Annotated in this window: 17 protein-coding genes and 2 pseudogenes; 8 read left to right on the top strand and 11 right to left on the bottom strand. The window is 40.5% G+C overall.

Going from position 1 to position 20,147, the window contains the following annotated elements:
* Positions 1–76: 76 nt before the first annotated feature.
* The 8 genes and pseudogenes from GSQ84_RS28455 to GSQ84_RS19900 all read right to left on the bottom strand — a co-directional run.
* Positions 77–223: pseudogene (locus GSQ84_RS28455) on the bottom strand (carboxymuconolactone decarboxylase family protein); the annotation flags it as partial.
* A 42-nt stretch (positions 224–265) separates the two neighbouring features.
* Entirely contained in the window at positions 266–766 is a 501-nt protein-coding gene (locus GSQ84_RS19875) for a YbhB/YbcL family Raf kinase inhibitor-like protein (protein WP_158799380.1), read from the bottom strand.
* Positions 736–1,065 carry an AraC family transcriptional regulator gene (locus tag GSQ84_RS19880; RefSeq protein WP_158799089.1) on the bottom strand — a complete coding sequence of 110 codons (330 nt, stop codon included), beginning with the start codon at positions 1,063–1,065 and terminating at the stop codon, positions 736–738. The genes GSQ84_RS19875 and GSQ84_RS19880 overlap by 31 nt, the downstream gene beginning before the upstream one ends.
* Positions 1,066–1,080: 15 nt before the next feature.
* A pseudogene (locus GSQ84_RS28460) lies at positions 1,081–1,173 on the bottom strand (hypothetical protein); the annotation flags it as partial.
* 56 nt (positions 1,174–1,229) lie between these two features.
* Entirely contained in the window at positions 1,230–1,526 is a 297-nt protein-coding gene (locus tag GSQ84_RS19885; protein WP_158799090.1) for a hypothetical protein, read from the bottom strand.
* Positions 1,527–1,852: 326 nt separating this feature from the next.
* Entirely contained in the window at positions 1,853–2,815 is a 963-nt protein-coding gene (locus GSQ84_RS19890; protein ID WP_254070930.1) for an aldo/keto reductase, read from the bottom strand.
* A 275-nt stretch (positions 2,816–3,090) separates the two neighbouring features.
* Entirely contained in the window at positions 3,091–4,002 is a 912-nt protein-coding gene (locus GSQ84_RS19895; protein ID WP_158799092.1) for an AraC family transcriptional regulator, read from the bottom strand.
* 19 nt (positions 4,003–4,021) lie between these two features.
* Positions 4,022–5,002: an NAD(P)H-binding protein gene (locus tag GSQ84_RS19900; protein WP_158799093.1), complete on the bottom strand. Its 981-nt coding sequence runs from the start codon at positions 5,000–5,002 to the stop codon at positions 4,022–4,024.
* A gap of 286 nt (positions 5,003–5,288) precedes the next feature.
* On the opposite strand from GSQ84_RS19900, the gene ygiD reads away from it, so the two are divergent.
* Together ygiD and GSQ84_RS19910 are read left to right on the top strand one after the other, a co-directional pair.
* Positions 5,289–6,191, top strand: a complete 903-nt coding sequence (gene ygiD / locus GSQ84_RS19905; RefSeq protein ID WP_216848998.1) for a 4,5-DOPA dioxygenase extradiol — start codon at positions 5,289–5,291, stop codon at positions 6,189–6,191.
* A gap of 12 nt (positions 6,192–6,203) precedes the next feature.
* A complete protein-coding gene (locus tag GSQ84_RS19910; protein ID WP_158799094.1) occupies positions 6,204–6,878 on the top strand; it encodes an alpha/beta hydrolase in 675 nt (224 codons plus the stop codon).
* A gap of 202 nt (positions 6,879–7,080) precedes the next feature.
* Here the strand turns inward: GSQ84_RS19910 and GSQ84_RS19915 are convergent, their stop codons facing one another.
* Together GSQ84_RS19915 and GSQ84_RS19920 are read right to left on the bottom strand one after the other, a co-directional pair.
* The gene (locus tag GSQ84_RS19915; RefSeq protein WP_158799095.1) at positions 7,081–7,719 is read right to left on the bottom strand and encodes a gluconate 2-dehydrogenase subunit 3 family protein; all 639 of its coding nucleotides are present in this window, start codon (positions 7,717–7,719) and stop codon (positions 7,081–7,083) included.
* Positions 7,720–7,722: 3 nt separating this feature from the next.
* Entirely contained in the window at positions 7,723–9,459 is a 1,737-nt protein-coding gene (locus tag GSQ84_RS19920; protein WP_158799096.1) for a GMC family oxidoreductase, read from the bottom strand.
* A gap of 399 nt (positions 9,460–9,858) precedes the next feature.
* Here GSQ84_RS19920 and GSQ84_RS19925 point away from each other — a divergent pair, with 399 nt between their 5' ends.
* Positions 9,859–11,712, top strand: a complete 1,854-nt coding sequence (locus GSQ84_RS19925; RefSeq protein WP_158799097.1) for a glycoside hydrolase family 2 protein — start codon at positions 9,859–9,861, stop codon at positions 11,710–11,712.
* 277 nt (positions 11,713–11,989) lie between these two features.
* On the opposite strand, the gene GSQ84_RS19930 is transcribed toward GSQ84_RS19925, so the two are convergent.
* Positions 11,990–12,505, bottom strand: coding sequence for a DUF2911 domain-containing protein (locus GSQ84_RS19930; RefSeq protein ID WP_158799098.1), 516 nt, complete (start codon positions 12,503–12,505; stop codon positions 11,990–11,992).
* A gap of 297 nt (positions 12,506–12,802) precedes the next feature.
* Between GSQ84_RS19930 and GSQ84_RS19935 the strand changes: the two genes are divergently transcribed.
* The 5 genes from GSQ84_RS19935 (at position 12,803) to GSQ84_RS19955 (ending at position 20,147) form a co-directional block, all read left to right on the top strand.
* A complete protein-coding gene (locus tag GSQ84_RS19935; protein ID WP_158799099.1) occupies positions 12,803–13,822 on the top strand; it encodes a sensor histidine kinase in 1,020 nt (339 codons plus the stop codon).
* On the top strand, positions 13,819–14,529 hold the full coding sequence (locus GSQ84_RS19940; RefSeq protein ID WP_158799100.1) for a LytTR family DNA-binding domain-containing protein: 711 nt from the start codon (positions 13,819–13,821) through the stop codon (positions 14,527–14,529). The genes GSQ84_RS19935 and GSQ84_RS19940 overlap by 4 nt, the downstream gene beginning before the upstream one ends.
* Before the next feature lie 204 nt (positions 14,530–14,733).
* Positions 14,734–15,303 carry an RNA polymerase sigma-70 factor gene (locus GSQ84_RS19945; RefSeq protein WP_158799101.1) on the top strand — a complete coding sequence of 190 codons (570 nt, stop codon included), beginning with the start codon at positions 14,734–14,736 and terminating at the stop codon, positions 15,301–15,303.
* A 127-nt stretch (positions 15,304–15,430) separates the two neighbouring features.
* The gene (locus tag GSQ84_RS19950) at positions 15,431–16,531 is read left to right on the top strand and encodes a FecR family protein (RefSeq protein ID WP_158799102.1); all 1,101 of its coding nucleotides are present in this window, start codon (positions 15,431–15,433) and stop codon (positions 16,529–16,531) included.
* A gap of 223 nt (positions 16,532–16,754) precedes the next feature.
* Positions 16,755–20,147: a SusC/RagA family TonB-linked outer membrane protein gene (locus tag GSQ84_RS19955; RefSeq protein ID WP_254070931.1), complete on the top strand. Its 3,393-nt coding sequence runs from the start codon at positions 16,755–16,757 to the stop codon at positions 20,145–20,147.

Below are 20,147 nucleotides of genomic sequence, written 5' to 3' on the forward strand. Positions count from 1 at the left end.
AGAGCCTGTATATTGATTATACAGGACTCTTTAATTCAGCATTTTATGCACCGTACATTACAATGGCCGGAATTGTTTAGTGAGAATTATTGAAGATTTCTTTAGGTGTTCCCAGCGCATTACTGGTGGCAGCACCTCCTGCGTAAAAAAGCATTTGCAAGATAACTTCTACTATCTGTCCTTTTGTTCCGCCGGCGTTGATGGCAGCTTCAATATGTGCTTTGAGCTGCTGCGTGGCATATCCAAGCGTTACGCAAAATAAATATTATCTTTTACTATAAACGATTAAGGATGCTTTTGCCAACAAATTTTGATTGATTACAAATCCGACTAATGCCGGGGTAGTGTTTTTATCAACGCCAAGGTGAGTTGTTTTTAAGGCATATACCGTAATTAAATAAGCATGAGGCTTATCATTCTCAGGCGGATAAGGCCCGTTGTAACCAATTTTCCCAAAATCTGTTAAACTTTGAATAATTCCTTTCGGCAGTAAGGGCTTTTGTACACTTCCTGCGTCCTCTATCAATTCATTTAAATTGTTAGGAATATCAAATACTACCCAGTGCCACCAGCCGCTACCAGTTGGTGCATCCAGATCATACATGGTGACAGCAAAGCTTTTTGTTTCCGGAGGGGCATCATTCCATGCCAGCTGTGGCGATTTATTTTCGCCATTACAACCTAAAGTTTTAGCTAAAAACGTACTGGTAAACTGACCGCTAAGATCCTGGCTTTTTAATGTAAATGTTTGTGCAGAAGTGTGGATATATGACTGAGCGCGTTACCTTCACCAATAGCGTGCGCTGCAATATCAAGTTTTCTTTCCCTGATGTACTTGCCTGGTGAAACACCATACTCTTTTTCGAAATCCGGTTTAAATTTTGCAAGACTGCGATTAGAAAGAAATGCCAGCTCATTTAATGTCAGCTTGTTTAAGATGTTTTTTTCTACGATTTGTCTCAACATATTGTCTTTGCTGACGCTATCGGGTTTAAATATCTGAACAAATTCTACAGGGAATTTTTCCAATAATATCAAAAAAAGTTCTTCTAATTTATGCAGCAATAAAGTTGGTTGTACCGGAATCTGTTTTTCAATTAAATGGATTAATACATTTATGTATTCTGAAATATATGGTGTCTGATGAAATTTAAGGAAGGTTTCGTTTTCAATTAGCCCATTTCTATTGTTATTTTGTTTCGCAGTATGTTTTAATAAAAAATCCTCGGCTAATTTTGGAACAAAAAGATAACCAGGCTACTATATTTTTCAGCATTTAATCTTCTTTCGGCTATAATTGCATTTCCATTGGGTATGAGAACAGCATCATGTTCGCCAATAAGCGTACATGATGCATCACGGTAAAGCTCCTTTTGTCCGCTAAGTATAAAACTAACTGCATAATGATTAAAAGAAATTAGGTTCCTTCCAACAGGTTTGTATTCATTGTAGTAAACGAAAGAAAAATCTGCAGTCTGTAACTGTTTATGTTTCGTTAAGATTTCGGGAACCTGAATATTTACCATTTGCATTAGACTTTTCAAATTTCCCGGTAAAACCATTTATCATGTTATAAAAAATACTCGAATCTATACAATTCAGCACAGGATGTTTCAAAATTAGTTTTCTTTTATCACTATGATAAGAGTTATTGGAAATGACCTCCTGTTCTTTTTTCCCATAAGATAGGGGGCTTCTATCAGCTCTTTCTCCTGGGGCCAATGCCGGGGTGGCATATCGAATGTTTTCGAAAATCCGCTTAAACCCAGCGAAGCTTCTTCCTCTGAATTGTCGGATTTGTGATTATGTAAAGATATTAAATAGGCGGGGCTAATTGGCAAGCCCCGGCCTGTTAACGTTGCAGATAGGTGCCGCCAAGTAATGAGCCTGAAGCAAAATTTGTGTTCAGGATATTCATCTCTTCAGAATTAAACTCTATTTCCATTGCCTGTATGTTTTCCGGCAATCGGGATCTGCGGCTCATGCTTACCAATGGGACGATATGATCACCCTGTGCATTAACCCAGGCAATTGCCAGTTGGGTAGGTGTGAACCCCTTGTCCTTTGCCATTTCTTTTAATACCTCGACTTTCTCCAGGTTTTTTACCAGGTTCTCTCCCTGAAAACGAGGGAACTGATTCTGGTAGGCATTGGCTGGTAATGGCGCTTTCATCTCACCCGTAAGCAATCCTTCGGCAGTATTGGCAAAGGCTACTACGCCTACACCTAGCTCTTTTGCCGTTGGCAGAAGACCGTTTTCTATTTGACGATCTGCTAATGAATAACCTATTTCCAACGCTGTAACAGGATGTATGCTATTGGCCTGACGCAGTTGATCGGCAGTGATTTCAGAAACGCCGAGATAGCGCACCTTTCCTTCTTTGATCAGGTCGGCGATAGTTCCGATCACATCTTCCAGCGGAACACTGTTGTCCAGTCTGCAGGGCTGATAAAGATCAATGGTATCTATTCCCAAACGAACCAGAGAATAGTTGATGAAGTTTTTAATAGCGATAGGGCGTAGATCCAGTCCAAGCCGCTGGCCGTTATCCCTCATTGCCCCGAATTTGACACTGATGAAAGCATCGTCCCTCCGGCCTTTAATAGCTTTGCCTATCAGCAGTTCGTTGTGGCCAGCGCCATAAAAATCACCGGTATTTAAAAAATTTATACCACTATCCAATGCAGACTGAATAGTAGCAATACTTTCACTTTCATTGTTTACAGGACCGCCCCAAACCGATGACATGCGCATGCATCCTAATCCGAGTTTAGATACCAGCGGGCCGTTTTTGCCGAGATTTATTTTTATCATTGCCGTCATTTTTATATAAGTAACGGTACAAAGATGAATATTATATGCAGCGGGAGCTTTCTCTGGTGGCTCAATTTATATATCTGTACGGCTCAACATACATTTATCGCTGAGAATCTCATGCATCTGAATTTTAACGATTGCACTCAGGAATAACTTCCGTTTAATTGTGTTTCCTGCCAAACCTTTTACTATTATCGAATCAAATTGGATTTAATGTGACTGGGGAAGATATAGCTAAAAAATCAATCATACTATTTTAAAGATATTGGATGTCAATTAAATGTAGCCCTGAATTCCAATGGCGAAAAATTGGTTTTGCTTTTAAATAATTTGCTGAAAGAGGGTGGATGTTCAAAACCCAATTCATAAGCGATTTCGCTAATCGAAAGATCCGTGCCGGATAATTTTTCTTTTGCTTTCTCGATAAGCTTGCCATGAATATGCTGCTGCGTATTCTGACCGGTCAAAGATTTTAGCAATGCGCTTAAATAGCCCGGTGATAGGTTTAAAAGTTCTGCAATAAATTGTACCGTTGGCAATCCCTTTTTGTTCAGGTCATTGCTATTAAAATATCCCGCAAGTATATCTTCCACTCGATTAAGGATCTGATGGCTGCTTATTTTTCTGGTCAAAAACTGTCGGTTGTAAAACCGGTCGCAATACTGCAGCAACAGTTCAATTTGCGCAACGATCAAACCCTGACTGAATTTATCAATGTTGGCGTGATATTCCTGTTTTATCAGCTGAACAATACCCGCAATGGTTGCATCCTCCTTCTCTGAGAGAAAGAGGGCTTCATTTACAGAATAGTTAAAGAATTCATATTGTTTTATAGTTTTTGCCAGCGATGAATTCCAAAGCAGATCGGGATGTACCAGCAACATCCATCCCGAACTTCTAAAATTTTGATCAGCATCAAATGAAAATACCTGTTTTGGAGAAATAAAAAACATAACGCCCTCATCAAAATCATAACGCTGCTGACCATAGGAATACTTGATTGTACCCTCTAAATTTCTTTTCAGCGAAATAATATAAAAATCAAAGATTACGCTTATCCTGCTATTGCCGACCGGTGGTTTAAACTCATCCAGGCTGATCACGCTTACCTGCGGATGCTCGGGGCTGGCAATCCCCAAAGCCTTGTGATATTCACTAATGGTTTTGATCTGAAATGGCTGCATATTTTTCTGAAGAAATGATCTATTTGGAATGATAAACGTTTGCGAATTCCTTTGCAAAATCTTTTATTTTCACTTTGCCTAAAGCTGGTTTATTTTTATAATAATCTTCAAATAGTATGCCGCCGTTACGCATGCTCGCATTCATTTCTACAATATCATTTGCAAGGCCCAGCGGCATTTTAAACTTAATTAATGCATCCAGCATTTGTTTATCGCTGGTAGTTACCCATTTCAAATATGGTTTACCTATAGCCACTCCAATAGTAGTTGCAATCTGACTGCAGGTCAGTTCTTCACTTGCTGCATAACGCACTTTGCGCATGGTTAAAGGACTGGTTAATTCTTCTGAGATTGCAGATGCGATATCGATGGGCGAAACCCAGGGCATTTTATCTTCGGCTCCATAGTTAGATATGATAAGGCCTTTTTTTCCTTGCAGTAAACCCATTAAACCATAATACCGAAGGGTCATAAACAGGCCTATAAAACCTTTCAGAAAACCTTCTCCTTTAACAATATCCATAAACTGGTATAGATTATAATAAAACCCTACAGGTCGCATAAAGGTAACACTTACCTCGTCAGGTAATTGGTTTAAAACCGCTTCTGCAATAAAATGAAAGGCCAGCAATCCGTTTCCCTTATCCGTATGTGCTCCGATACTGCTGAGGTGAACTACTTTTTTCACCCCTGACTGCCGAATGGCCGCAACATAATTAGTTGTAAGTCTGCGGGCTTCTTCCCTTGCATCAAGATTTGGGTTTTCTTCAAATTTAAACGGTGGCAGCATGGTATAAACCGCATCGGCACCGGTAAATGTTTTCGATAAAAAACTGACATCTTCAATTGAGCCAATTGCTGCTGTTGCGCCAATGGTCTCAATATCCTTTTGTTTAGCGGGGTTACTGCTGATCACCGTTACTGAATGGCCCTTTTGTATTAAGTCGTTGGCAAGTGGCTTGCTGATATGTCCCAGAGATCCTGTTATAATATATTTCATTGTTCGTTTCTTTTTAACAAATCTCCCTATCGCATGCGAGACGAACGTAGCCAAATCAGTGATTGTCATAGCCATTTCGATGAAGTCAGCCTATAAACAAACCACTAAAAGTTATCTGGGTGCTGTTTGATCTGGTTGCCATTGTTGTGCTGATCAGCGGGATATATCTGTGGCTGGTTGCCGTTAACCGATTTAATTTCAAGCTTCTAAAATCTGTAATAAAACCATAAATTGAATCTTTCCTAAGCCATTCCGAAATGGGGGTTAACAGTGATGAGCGTAAGAAATGAACTTAACTTGTGTTAAGTTCATTTCTTATCCTGTGTTAGGAAAAGCCATGATGCTTTTCCAGAATTTTGCTTGTATGAATATGCAGCTACAGGATTTGCACCATATTGCCAGCCAATTTAAATCAAGGGCTAATTTATCCCCCGTACTTTTTATTGGTCATGGTAATCCAATGAATGCAGTTTGGGACAATGACTTTACCCGTATGCTTGCTGCATTGGGCAGGCGAATTGAAAAACCTAATGCTGTGTTAGTGATATCGGCACACTGGGAAACGGTGGGCACCTACGTAAGTGTAAGTCAAAATCCACGTACAATTCATGATTTTGGTGGTTTCCCCGATGAGCTATACGAATTTAATTATCCGTCGGCCGGACACCCCGGGCTCGCCAGATCATTGATAGAAATGGTTAGCCTTACCGATGTAAAGGAAGATAAACAAATGGGTTTGGATCATGGTGCCTGGACGGTACTTAAATATATCTGGCCGGATGGGAGTGTACCTGTTTTTGAGATGAGCATGGATTATACCAAAACACCTTTATTTCATTTTCAACTGGCGGGGCAGCTGAAAGAACTGCGAAAAAAAGGAGTTTTAATTCTTTGCAGCGGGAATATTGTACATAACGTGAGCATGATGAATTTTAAAGATATCGATGCAAAACCTTATGACTGGAACCTGGAGTTTGATGCCAATGTTAAAAAGCAGATTGATGGGCGTGATATAAATGCGCTGATCAATTATACTGGTGAGGGTGCCAGACTGGCGGTGCCAACCAATGAGCATTATCTTCCCCTGATCTATTCAATGGGAATGTTATACGGCGACGAACCTATCAGTCATATTTATGAGGGTTATCAATTTGCAAGCCTGAGTATGCGCTCCGTTCAGATTGGATGAAATTTAGAGATTATGGAACATAAAATAGAAACACTAAAAGGAGAAGAGCTGATGCTCAGCTATAAAATATATGAGCCTGCAAAAACAGCTCAAAAGCATGGATTAATATTGTTGTTACATGGTATAGGCAGCAATGAGGATGATCTCTTTCAACTGAAAGATAGCTTGCCGGAAGGATACATTATCGTATCGGCAAGGGCACCTTACATGTTATCTCCGGGAAGGTATACCTGGTTTGAACTTGCTCATCATTTGGGTAAACCCCTTATCAATGCCGAGCAGGCCGAAAAAAGTAGATTGGTGTTAAATACCTTCATTTCTCAGTTGATTGAGCGTTATTCTATCGATCAAAATAATGTGTACGTGGGCGGTTTTAGTCAGGGAGGTATTATGTCATACAGTGTAGGTCTAACCTTTCCGCAGAAACTAACTGGAATATTCATCCTCAGTAGTCGCCTCTTACCGGAAGTTAAACCATTGATCAAAGCTGGCCCGCTGCTTCAGAAACTAAGGATATTCATTGCACACGGAACCAGGGATACTATACTGCCACTACACTATGCGCATGAAGCGAGTGCATATCTGCGCGAAATGTTGCCCTTGATGGAGTATCATGAGTATGACATGGAACATCGTACCGGTAAGGAAGAAGTGGCAGATCTGAAATCCTGGATCGAGAAAAAATAACATTACCAAATTCCATTATCACGACTTTCTGATAAATGGCCGCTGTAGCTTGTAAACTGCAGCGGCTTTTATTTGTCGCGTGTCAACGGCAGGTTTTTTGTCCAGCTCAATTATAATTAATAGATTGTTTTTTTTCTCCTATACATGAAAACCTTCTCCATGAAAATCTAAATACCTTTCGCAAGGTCATATTTCCTGCTAATCAGATTTTTACATTTTCCATTCCATATTGCTTTAGCACATCCGCAGGTACTCCAGTCCATCTATTGGGTGCGTTGCCTGCGTAGCCAATGTCTTTTGTGCCCATTTCACTGCTCCAGAAACCAGAGGAGGTCAGATCACGCATGCGGTTAAAGAAAGCTACTCCCTGCGCCATCTCCGGTTTTGCTTTTGCCGGATAAGCAATCTCGTCAAGCATTTCTATTTGTTGCGCAGGTTCACATTTGATAAATGGGTTATTAAATCGGTTGAGGCATTGCAGGTCCAGCCATTTCAAACCACCGCGCATGGGCAATTGATGTGCAGGGATATCCTTCACAATGAACTCAATAAATTCTGGAACTTTAGCATCTGATGCACTACCGGAGTGTTTATCCTTTGGAATAATGAGATCTGCAAGCATGGTGATGGTAGCCATTTCATGGACATCAAAATACTTATCCTGCAATAGTTTATTCTCACGCTCAACTTCTTCCGGCATACGACCGGGAACGGCTTTTGTGGCCGCGGTCTCAGCTGTTGGTACTTTTTTGTCGTCGCTCAGGTTACAGCCAACGCCAACCAGCAATCCGGTTGTTATGGTTCCTATACCTATGGCTTTAAGGGATTCGCGTCTGTTCATGATTTATACGTTAAGTTTTTTACGTTGTGCCAAAATATATTCCGCAGTGCGCATGCTGAGTGCAAGAATCGTCCAGGTGGCATTTTTATCGCCTTGTTGTACAAATGGGGAAGCATCTACCACAAAAAGGTTCTCGCAATCATGCGCCTGGCAATACTTATTCAGGGCAGATTTTTTAGGATCGTTGCCCATCCTTACGGTTCCAACTTCGTGAATAATTTTTCCTGGTGCCTCCAAACCATAGTTGGTTTCAGGACCCTGCATTTTGCCATGAATAGCACCCATATTGTGCATCACTTCCTGGAAAGTTTCTTGCATGTGTTTAGCCTGGTTGATCTCGTCATTGGTCCATTTATAATGGAAGCGCAATACCGGGATTCCATACTTATCAACTACGCCATTAGGATCAATCTCGCAGAAGTTGTCTGCCCGGGCAATGGCTGTTCCACGACCGGCCATGCCAATCTGGGTACCGTAAAACCTGCGGTAGTCATCTTTTAGGCCCACACCATAACCACCACCATCTTTCTTTTTGCCATCACGGCCCGGCACGGCCCCGTTCATATCTTGTATGTTGCCGCCAAAACCATAAGTGGGCATGTGCATACCGCCGCCATATTCAATATGATAACCGCGGGGGAAATTCAATTTTTTATTATCCAGCCACCAGGGTGAATAGATATGGACGCTGCCCACACCATCTTCATTATAGCGTTTACGATCCATCAATTGGGGAAGGAAACCACCAGCACTGGAGCCGGTACTGTCATGGAGGTATTTGCCTACCACGCCACTGCTGTTCGCTAATCCGCCAGGATGTGCTTCCGATTTGGAATTGAGTAATAAGCGGGCTGATTCTCCTGCGCTTGCACCCAGGATAACTAATTTTGCGTTGACCTGGTATTCTTCGAGGGTGTTGCGGTCTACATAAGAAACTCCGGTTGCACGCCCTTCTTTGTCTGTAAGTACCTCGCGAACCATCGCGTTGGTAACCAATTTAAGGTTGCCCGTTTTCACTGCCGGGATCACCAGGCAGGATGAGGAAGAGAAATCTCCGTAAACTTTACAGGCACGGCCGCATTGTCCGCAGTAAAAGCAGGCACCGCGGTCGTTATTGTCTTTCAGTGCTTCTGTCAGTACCGCACCCCGGCCTGTAATAACTTTTACCCCGGCTTTGGTTGCACCCTGTTTAATGAAAAGTTCATTGAGACGTGGTTTTGGGGGTGGAAGGAATATTCCGTCTGGCTCACTTTCAATATTTTCAACTGTTCCATAGATACCGATCATGCGGTCTACCTTGTCATAAAAAGGTTTTAGCTCGTTATACGTAATGGGCCAGGGGTCGGTTAGTCCGTCTGTTGGTTTAAAATCTGCAGGCCCCATGCGTAAGGATATTCTGCCCCAATGATTAGTTCGGCCTCCTAGCATACGGGCGCGAAACCATTCAAACTCGGTACCATCTTTGGTGGTATAAGGTTCTCCGTCTAATTGCCAGCCGCCATAAGCAGCATCAAAATCGCCGAAAGGCCTTGTTGTACCTGCGCCGCGGCGGGCTGATTCCCATGCCCATTTTAACTGATGGGAGTCTGTTCGGGGATCAAAATAAGCCCCTGCTTCAAGCATCAGTACTTTGAGGCCTGCATGTGCAAGCGTGTAGGCGGCCATACCTCCGCCAGCTCCCGAGCCCACTACAACTGCGTCGTAAACGGTACCGGTCTTCTTAATCTGGATATTTTCCATGTTCAACCTGAATTATGAAATGCTAAGTAAACTGTGAAAGTGCTGTGTTGTTTGGACAAAAGATGTTCCTTGTAGTGCTGTTTGTACAACCGGGATTAGAATTGTATTTTTCATTACATTTGGTTTTAGGTGATTATTAAGGGCAAATGCTGACGCAAAAGCCTCGATAATTTGTGGGTAAGTTAAACAAATGGTTCTAAACCTCTAGTGTTTTCTCGTTTTTATTGATTTTTAACTTTTTTTAATTGCATTCCTGCATACGGTTTTTCGATTTATTGAAAATCAAATAAAAATTCAGGTTATCTCATAAAAAACCTGACCTACATGACAATTTAATGACCTTTTCTTTATAAGTGTTATCTATATTGGAATTAAATCAGTAACCAAATCCAATCATTGATGAAAGTAATTCTATTCAGATATAAAAGTCAGATCCTCCAATTTTTCATTCTATTCCTTATCATTAGTTCTACGTCTGTTTCATTTGCGCAAAAAGCCCTCTTGCCTACACAGTGGACCAAATCGGCCCTGGAGGCTTCAGTCCCTTTTGCAGAATACCCCAGGCCACAGTTAGAACGTAAAGACTGGAAGTGTTTGAATGGTGAATGGGACTATAGGGGAGGGAAAGATATTGCAAGTGCATATGAGCCTCTTACGCCAATATCCTTCGACGGCAAAAAAGAAGTCATTAAGGTGCCTTATTGTCCTGAGTCAGTATTATCGGGTATTCAGCGTAAGCAGGAAATTAATATGTGGTATCACCGTAATTTTGAGGTTCCGGCAGACTGGGCAAATAAGCAGGTAATCCTTCATTTTGATGCCGCTGCCCACCACACCACACTATTTGTTAATGGCCATAAGGCTGGTGCACATGCCGGAAATTATGATGCTTTCAGCTTTAACATTACTCCTTACTTGAAAAAAGGAAATAACAGTCTGGTTGTTGCCGTACAGGACTTGAATGACGGCAAGGTGCCCTCTGGTAAAAGCGGACCCCGCGGTGACTATACTTTCTGCTCCGGAATATGGCAAACTGTATGGTTAGAACCAGTTAATAAAACCTACATAAAGAATATCCGTTTGCTTCCCGATCTTGCCAACAGCCGTTTAAAAGTATTGGTAAACACAGAAGGAGGAGGAAAAGTAATTGCGGAAGCAATTGATGGGAAAAAGGTTGTTGCCCGGTCGGAATCAGTAAATGCCACCTACTTTTACCTGCCCATAAAAACACCAAAACTCTGGTCGCCGGATGAACCTTTTTTATATGATCTTAACATCACCCTGGAAGATGCTCATGGTAGTGTTACCGATAAAGTAACCAGCTATTTCGGAATGCGGGATATCAAATTAGGTAAGGTTAACGGCATTATCAGGCCATTGATCAATGGGAAATTTATCATGCAACTTGGATTGCTTGATCAGGGGTACTGGCCAGATGGGATATTGACTGCTCCAACAGAAGAAGCATTGAAATTTGATGTCGAGTTTACAAAAAAAGCCGGGTACAACCTCATTAGAAAACACATGAAAACTGAGCCTCAGCGGTTTTATTACTGGGCTGATAAGCTGGGCTTGCTGGTATGGCAGGATATGCCGGCCATATGGTATCAAAACGAAGATACCACCAAAACACGAACGGAATACAGAAAAGAACTTAAGCTGCTCATTGACGACCATTATAACTCTCCCTCCATCATTACCTGGGTACCTTTTAATGAAAACTGGGGGGCATTTGACGTGAAAAATATAACCAACTGGATCAAGAAATATGATCCGTCCAGGCTGGTTAACGGCAATTCTGGTTTTAATAATAATCCACCCTATCAAAAGGCATATGGCGATCCGGGCAATGGCGATTATGTAGATACGCACATTTATGTAGGTCCGTATGGGGCTTCACAACCCGACGAACATCGTGCGGCCTCTTTAGGCGAATTTGGCGGAGTTGGATTGTTTGTCCGGGGCCATATGTGGCCGGTAGAAAATAATGCCTACGACTACGAAGCAACTAAAACCAGCCTCACAGACAGATATGTGTTTTTGCTGGATGAAGTTGAACAATTGATGAAATATAAGGGCTTAAGTGTGGCCGTGTATACGCAAACCACAGATGTTGAACATGAGGTTAACGGACTGTTAACCTACGACCGGCTTTATGAGAAAATGGAAATGAATAGGGTTAGAGCAGTTAACGAAGCGGTGATTAAGGAAAGTTATAAATTGAATTCAGATGTAAGTATCCCTGACCGATAAATAGCTCTTTTGCTCGCCATGATATTTTCCTGGCATGGAGCGTCCAAGCTTAAAAATTTGACAATAACACTATTTGTTTACCTGCTTTTGAAATTGTCTTTAAAAGATTTGATTTGTAAAAAAAGCAGTCGCTTAAGCGACTGCTTTATCCGTTTGTGCGTCTTTGAACCTGTTATTTAACCTTTGTTTTGGGCGTTAAAATGGCTGGAAAAAGCCCAAAGCATGAAGGTGGCGAGGCTCAATTTGAACCGCTTTATAACAAAGTTCAAAGACAGCTTTAACGCACAGGAACGAATACAGACTGTTTATCCCAATTCAATAAAAATCCTTTTGGCGTAATGGTATAAGTGAGCATTTCCTGTTGCTCTGGTAAGGCACTTGTTTTTACCTCTACCCTAAGCTGATCTTTAGTTGCATCGTATTTAAAAGCTCCCCACTGATTAGGGACTTTATTAAAGATAGCTATCCATTTACCATTTTCTTTTGGAATAAGGAAAAAGCCGTACTTACCTGCCGGTAAAAGTTTGTGCGCAATTTTAATGTCCTTATCAGTTTCAAAAGTTGTTGCTTCATTTGCGCCTGCACGCCAAACTGTATCATAGGGCACTAAGCCGCTGAATATTTTTCTTCCCTTTACAGAAGGACTACTGTAATGAATGGTAATTGTAGCATCACCCACCTTTCCGGTTGCTGTTGCGGGCGGGCTCAACCGTGGTTTTGGAGTTTGGGAAAAGGCCGTTGCTGATAGGGTCACAGCAATTAAAAGCAGGTACATTTTTTTTAGTTTTTTCATGAATTTATTTTTTGATGGTCAAAGCTGTCTTTTACAAATTGTTTCCGATAATCTTTTCGGCACAATTGTTTCTATTTTCAACCAGAAGGGCTATTTATTCGACCAAATATTTTACCTGAATTTTTCAGGCATTGGCAGAGAAAACTAACCTAATGGTATAAAACAATGTTTAATCAGGTGAAAAGGTTGGTATTTTTGTTTAAAGCGGTTTGTAAACCGGATTTATAAATAGTTCACGACAAATAATTTATACCTTGTTATAGGCCTATACGTTATTTTTAAGTAAAGCAAATTCTAATGCAAATAGGAAAATATAAATTAGGTGTAATTCAACTTCAGATATTGTTATGGATAGCAGTTTTGCTAATCCTGTTTTTCTCCTGGCTGCCGATGGATGGTTTTGGGAAATCAGTAATATACGCCTTCGTAAATACAAGTTCCTATGCAATTATCATCTACGGTAATATTCTAATCCTTTATCCTCTGTTTTATGAGAAAAGAAAGTTTGTTCAGTATAGCCTTTTGGTGATCATTCTTCTGGTTTCAACAGGGCTTTTGCGGGGTTTTGCTTCAATGGAACTCAATCAGTATTTTTTATTATTAAAAAAAGAACCTGTAAATTTACCGATGTTGCTCGAATATGTTCCTGGCGGGATTTTGATCTTTGTGCTTAGTTTCGTTTTTCGAATTGCTATTGCCTATTTTACTTTAAAGCAGCAAACAGAAGAAATTATATTGCAAAAAAGCCAGGCCGAGCTAAATTTACTCAAATCACAGGTACAGCCTCATTTTCTGTTCAATACCTTGAATAATATATACTACAAAGTTTACAAAGTCGATCCTGTATCAGCAGGTTTGATAGAGCAGCTTTCAGACATCATGCGTTATTTTGTTGATGAAAGCCCTAAAGATGTAGTGCCAATAGCCACTGAAGTAGCATTTATTGAAAATTATATGGCGCTCGAAAAAATCCGTATCCGCTACGGTGCAACTATTGATTTTGAGAAAGCTTATGACCCGGAACTTCGCATTCCCCCGATGCTGCTCATGACATTCATCGAGAATATTTTTAAACACGGTATAGACAAATCCCGGAAGCAAAACCAGATTACAATTTCACTGATCCAGGACGATGGTTATCTGCTTTTTAAGACTTCAAATCATATAATAGCCTCCATAACAGCCAACCAGAATAATGGATTTGGAATAGCCAATTTGACCCATAGGCTCAAAATCCTATATGGGACGAAATTTGAATTGAAAATTGATAAAGAAGAAGGGTTGTATAACGCATTTCTAAAAATTCCACTTTTATGAACTTAAACTGCATAATTATTGACGATGAACCCGATGCTGTTGATTTGCTGGAACTACTGATTAAGCAAAGTACAACCTGGACCCTGCAAGCCAAATGTTATAATGCCCTGGAGGCTCTAGCATTTTTAAAAGATAACAAGGTCGATTTTGTCTTTCTCGATATCAACATGCCCCAGCTCACAGGCATTGAACTGGCTGCCTTGTTGCCCATCTCTACTAAAATTATTTTTACCACGGCATATTCAGAGTATGCCTTTGAAAGTTATGGGTTTCAAACAATTGATTACCTGCTAAAACCGATCACGTTAAAACGGTTTTTGGCAGCTGTCCAAAAAATTGAAAAGTTTTTCTTTAAACAGGAACCCGTGCAAACGCAAAATGCGGATACGGGACAGGAGTCTTTTTTCTTCAAATCAGGAAAAACAATACGGAAAATAGTGCTGAAGGATATCCTGTATTTCGAAGGGGAGAAAGATTATGTAGGTTTGGTTACAAGTAAAGAAAAGCTTTTGATATACCGTCGGTTAAAAGATATAGAAGCACAACTTAACCTGCCTTTTTTAAGGGTGCATAACTCTTATATCATTAACTATGAACAGCTGGATAAAATTGAAGATAACCATGTATACATCGCTGGTAAAAAAATTCCTGTCAGCGAAAAATTCAGGGATGTGTTTATGGATATTATCAATAAAAAGAAATTTTAGTGATTAGCCTATTCAAATTGCTGTTGTATCAATGTCTATGACCTGCTACGTTTTAACCCTCGGGGACGATTTCATTTTTTGATAAGGCAGATTAACCAGGTGATTCATTTATAGCTTAAATCACTTTTTGCCGGCAATTTGCAGGAAAGCTAATTTAATCAGCTATTTTAATTTCATATCAAAATTTTGTATATTGGACGCCTCATGTCCCAAGCAAATGCCTTATCCGATCAGGAAATCCTTACCCGAATAGGGGATAATGATAGGGCGGCATTTAGCGAGTTATACCGTCGCTATTGGCAATCACTATATCAAATTGCGTGGAACGTGCTTCGTGATCAGGAATCATGCATGGAGGTTATCCAGGATGTATTTGTTTGGTTGTGGGACCACCGGTCGTCATTACAGATCAATTCCGTGCCATCTTACCTGAGGGCTGCCGTTAAATATAAAGTCACCGACATACTGCGAAGCAATAAAGTTCGCGAAGGATGTTTTGTGGATCTGAATGAGCTGGATAAAATACAATTGTCAATTGACGATGATCCTTTGGAACTCAAAGAATTGAAGTTAGTGATTATTCAAATGAGTAAAAAATTGCCTGAACGTGCCAGGTTAATATTTGAATTGAGTAGAAATGAACAATTATCTAACCGGGAAATTGCCGATAAATTAGGTATTTCGGAAAAAACAGTTGAAAATCAGATCACCATTGCTTTAAAAAAGCTCCGGATTTCAATGGATCAACACTCTTTGTGGCTTTTCTTCCTTTAAAACACGGTCAAATTCTATTATTTGTTTATGATAAAGCATTTTTAATAAAAATTTTCGAATCCTTTGGGGGGTAGCACTCTTTTTTTCGCCTTACAGATGAAAGCGGAAATTATCCCGCCAGGCAACGATGACAAAAAAAGATTTTCTAAGGCTTGTTGAAAGAATAAGGGACGCCAGCGCCAGTGATCAGGACATTCGTCTTTATCAAGCCTGGTTCAATACCTATCAATCTTTAAGCGAATGGAATGATGCAGATATGGGAAATGCGGATGAGCTTAAAAGTTTAATTGAACATCGCATAAACGAAAAAATCGATAAGCATCTTTCCAGCCATATCACCAGACGTTTATGGACACGGTATGCAGCTGCGGCTTCAATTCTATTGTGCATGTCGTTCGCAGGTTACTATTTCCTCCAGAAACAAGAGGTGGGGCAAACGGTGTATAAAAATGATGTTTCTCCTGGTCACAATCAGGCGACCTTAACTTTAGCAAATGGTCAAAAAATTATATTAAATAAAGGACTGTACCGGACACTTGCACAAGGAAATACTGCTGTCAACATTAACAATGGTATTACTTATACCACAAACTTGCAGGCTAAGGCAGAAGCAACTGCTTATAATACCTTGTCTACAGCAACAGGAGAACAATCACCTTATCCATTGTTATTGGCTGATGGAACTAAAGTATGGTTAAATGCCAAATCCTCTATCACTTTTCCAACCAGGTTCAGTGGAAAAGAAAGAATGGTGAAAATTATAGGGGAAGCTTATTTTGAAGTGGTGCATAATGCCGCACAGCCTTTTAAAGTTCAAACCGAAAAACAAATTATCCAAGATATTGGTACTACTTTTAATGTAAAGGCCTACGCGGATGACCCAACTACCGAAACAACACTTATCGAAGGAAAAATTAAAGTAAATCATACATTTCTTGAACCAGGGCAGCAGAGTGATGGTAATCAAATTAAAGCTGTTAATATCGAAAAATATACCGCCTGGAAAAACGGCGATTTTTATTTTGAGAATGATAACATTCAATCTGTTATGCGGCAACTTTCGCGCTGGTATAATATCGAAGTTGATTACGAAGGTGAAATGACAAATGATGGTTTCAATGCAAGGATCAGCCGTACAAAGAACATCAGTGCTATTTTACACATACTCGAAAATACAAAAGGTGTACACTTTAAAATTGAAGGAAGGAGGGTAACCGTTATACAATAAATTATTACCTACCTGATTCTGCAAAAATGAAAGTCACCTGGCTGTAACCAGATGACTTTGAAAGGATTGCTCAAACAATTAACTAAACCATTTAAGAACCGCGCCAGCCTCCTGTCTTCGAAACCTAAAGGCGAAACGCACAAACCTAACCTAGCAAATGTACAAAATTTACCCAGAACACTTTGTGGTGCCCCCAGGCTTCGCAAGAAAACTCTTTTTGTTCATGAAATTAACCGCCCTGATGCTATTTTTAGCCCTAATGCAGGTGAACGCCAATACCCTGGCGCAAAAGGTAACCTTGTCTGAAAGAAATTCGTCATTAACCAACATCTTTATACAAATCAGGCATCAGACTGGTTACGATTTCGCTTATACCACAACTACGATACAGACCGCCAGACCAGTAACGATCGATGTAAAAAACATGGAATTGAATGATGTTTTGAAAATGATTTTTAATGATCAGCCCCTGGATTATAAAATTGAAGACAAATCTGTAGCGGTTTCCCGAAAAAAGGAACCCTCCTTATTTGATAACCTGAAAGATAAAGCCACCAAACTCCTTGGAGTCCAGACAGCTATTCATGGTAAAATTATAGACAGCATCGGTGAACCCCTCATTGGGGCAGTAGTAACTTTAAAGGATACAAAGTATAGTGCAATAAGCGATAACAAGGGAAATTTCAACATCCCGTCGGTAGCCCAGGGTAATTATACTTTAGTCATTACCTATATAGGGTATGATAAACTGGAGCGCAAATTAGAAACAGAAGGCAAGGATTTAAATCTGGTGCTGAGGTTACATGCGTCAGTTTCTTCTCTTGATCAGGTTCGGATTATAGCTTATGGTTCCGATACAAAACGTTTTAGTGTTGGGGCAGTTGCATCTATCAGCGCCGAACAAATAGAAAAGCAGCCGGTAATCAACCCCTTGCTTGCCATGGAAGGCCTGGCTCCGGGTTTAAATGTTACAGCCCAGAATGGTGCTCCTGGCTCAACAGTACTGGTTCAGGTGCGTGGCCAAAACACGCTGAGTAACAATACCTTTGCCAATAAACCTTATGATCAGCCTCTTTTTATAATCGATGGCGTTCCCTTTGCCGCAGGAAATACTAATATTAATCAATTATCTAATCTTGCTAATGCAGCATCTATTTCGGGTGGTCTGGGCCAGGCAACAGGCGTTAGTCCTTTTAGTAACATTAATCCTAATGATATAGAAAGTATCACTATCCTCAAGGATGCCGATGCAACCTCTATTTACGGTTCACAAGGTGCGAATGGTGTCGTTTTGATCACTACCAAAAAAGGAAAACCCGGAAAAACAACCATTAACGTAAGCCTTAATACACAGTATAATAGTGTGGCCAAGCCGGTGCAGCTGTTAAACACGCAACAGTACCTGCAGTTAAGAAAAAATGCTTATGCTGTAGACAATATTACACCTACCAGCAATCCTGGCGATTATTTGAGCTATGCACCCGATCTAACAATTTTTGATCAAAATAAATATACCAACTGGCAGAAAATCATCCAGGGAAATTCGACTTATAATACAGACATGCATGCCAGCATATCGGGTGGTAACGCTAATAATACCTTTATTGTTTCTACAGGTTATACACGTTCCGGTTACAATTATCCAGGTGATTTTTCAGACCAGAGATATACCCTGCATAGCGCGTTCCACAATAACTCGGCAGATAAGCGCTTTACCCTCGATCTGATTACCGACTATGGATACGATCAAAATAACTCCGCAAGTTATGGCGGCAGCCAGGATGTAGCTTTGCCTCCAAATTTGCCTAATCTGTTAGATCCTTCTGGCAATTTAGTCTGGAATTACAAGGGCGTGCCTTTAAATTCCAATAACTTTTACAGCTCATTACTACAACCTTCCAATGTGGCAAATTATAATTTTAACACTGCCCTTAATCTTAACTATAAGATATTTGACGGACTATCAATTGCTGCTAACCTTGGTTATAATCACAATACCGGCACAGAGCATTCTATAAACCCTGCAACAGCTCAGGATCCGGCATCAGATATTGTGCGTGCTGCAGCTTTTGCTAACACCTCCGCTCAAATTATTAATATTGAACCTCAGATAAATTATAACAAATCTATTGGCAAGGGGGTATTAACCGCCTTATTGGGAGCGACCTACAAAAAAAATATAACCGATGCCTTTCAGGATCAGGCATATGGTTATTCGAATGATAATTTCCTGAATTCCGTTAATGGAGCTTCAACTCAATACCCTTTTGATCAGGCAAATATCATTAAATACGTTGCGATACGTTCACGCCTTAAATATGTTTACGATCAGAAATACATCATTCAGGTTTCGGGCACAAGGGATGGTTCCAGTAATTTTGGGCCCGGCCGCCAGTTCGGTAATTTTGGTTCTGTAGGAGCAGGCTGGATATTTTCTGAAGAGAAGGCATTCAAGGAAGCCCTTCCTTTTTTTAGTTATGGTAAGCTGTCCGGAAGTTATGGAACAACAGGAAGTGATGCTTCAAAGGCTTATAACTATCAGGCATTGTATTCAACAGCCGCTGGTGTAGCCCCTTTCCAGAACATTCCGCAGGGCTTTCCCTACAACCTGTATAATCCTGATTTTAGCTGGGCAACAAAAAAATCATTGAACCTGGCAGCAGACTTTGGTTTTTTTAATAACCGCTTGTTGTTAAATGCTACCTATTACAGGGATCGGGAAGGTGACCAGCTGGTTGATTACCCATTGGCCATACAAAGCGGATTTCCAACGGTATATGAAAATCAAAATTCCACCGTTCAAAACAAAGGATGGGAATTTACAGCAACTTCAACTAACATAAAAACTAAGGATTTTACCTGGACAAGTAATTTTAATATCACGTTCAACCGGAATAAGCTGCTTTCATTTCCTAACCTGGCGGCCTCTTCTTATTCCCAGCAATACGTTATAGGCCAACCTACATCTGTCATTATTGGCTACAAGTATAAAGATGTAAACCCTACTACCGGGCTGTTTGAGTTTTATGATAAAAACGGAAACGTTACCTCCAGCCCTAAGTATGGAACAGCTGCAATTGGTGGAGATGAAACTGTGATTGGTAATAGGGAAACTAACTACATGGGGGGTATAGGTAATACTTTCAACTATAAACATTTCAGCCTCTATGTTTTTTGCCAGTTTTCCAGCGGCGATGCACCTAATTATCTTTCCGCCTTTTATAATTCCAGCGGTTTTCCGGGTGGACAAAATAATGAACCTGCCTACTTATTAGGTAAATATTGGACAGCTCCGGGCGACCAGGCCAGCCTTCAACGACTGGTAAGTAGCTTTCAGGCCAATGGTGCTGCAATTAGTGCTATAGGGACTTTCTCACAGTCTAGCGGGGCCTTCAGCAATGATACTTATTTGAGGGTTAAAACAGCAGCTTTATCTTATGCCCTGCCTGATGCCTGGGTTAAAAAAATTAATATCAGGAATGCCAGCATTTATGTAAGCGCTCAAAACCTGTTCACTTTTACAAATTATAAAATAGGTGACCCGGAACAACCCGGTAATTATACTTCTTTCCCGCTGCAACGTATTATAGCGTTTGGTTTAAGCTTTCAACTATAG

Source organism: Pedobacter sp. L105, assembly GCF_009765875.1.
Classification (GTDB): domain Bacteria; phylum Bacteroidota; class Bacteroidia; order Sphingobacteriales; family Sphingobacteriaceae; genus Pedobacter.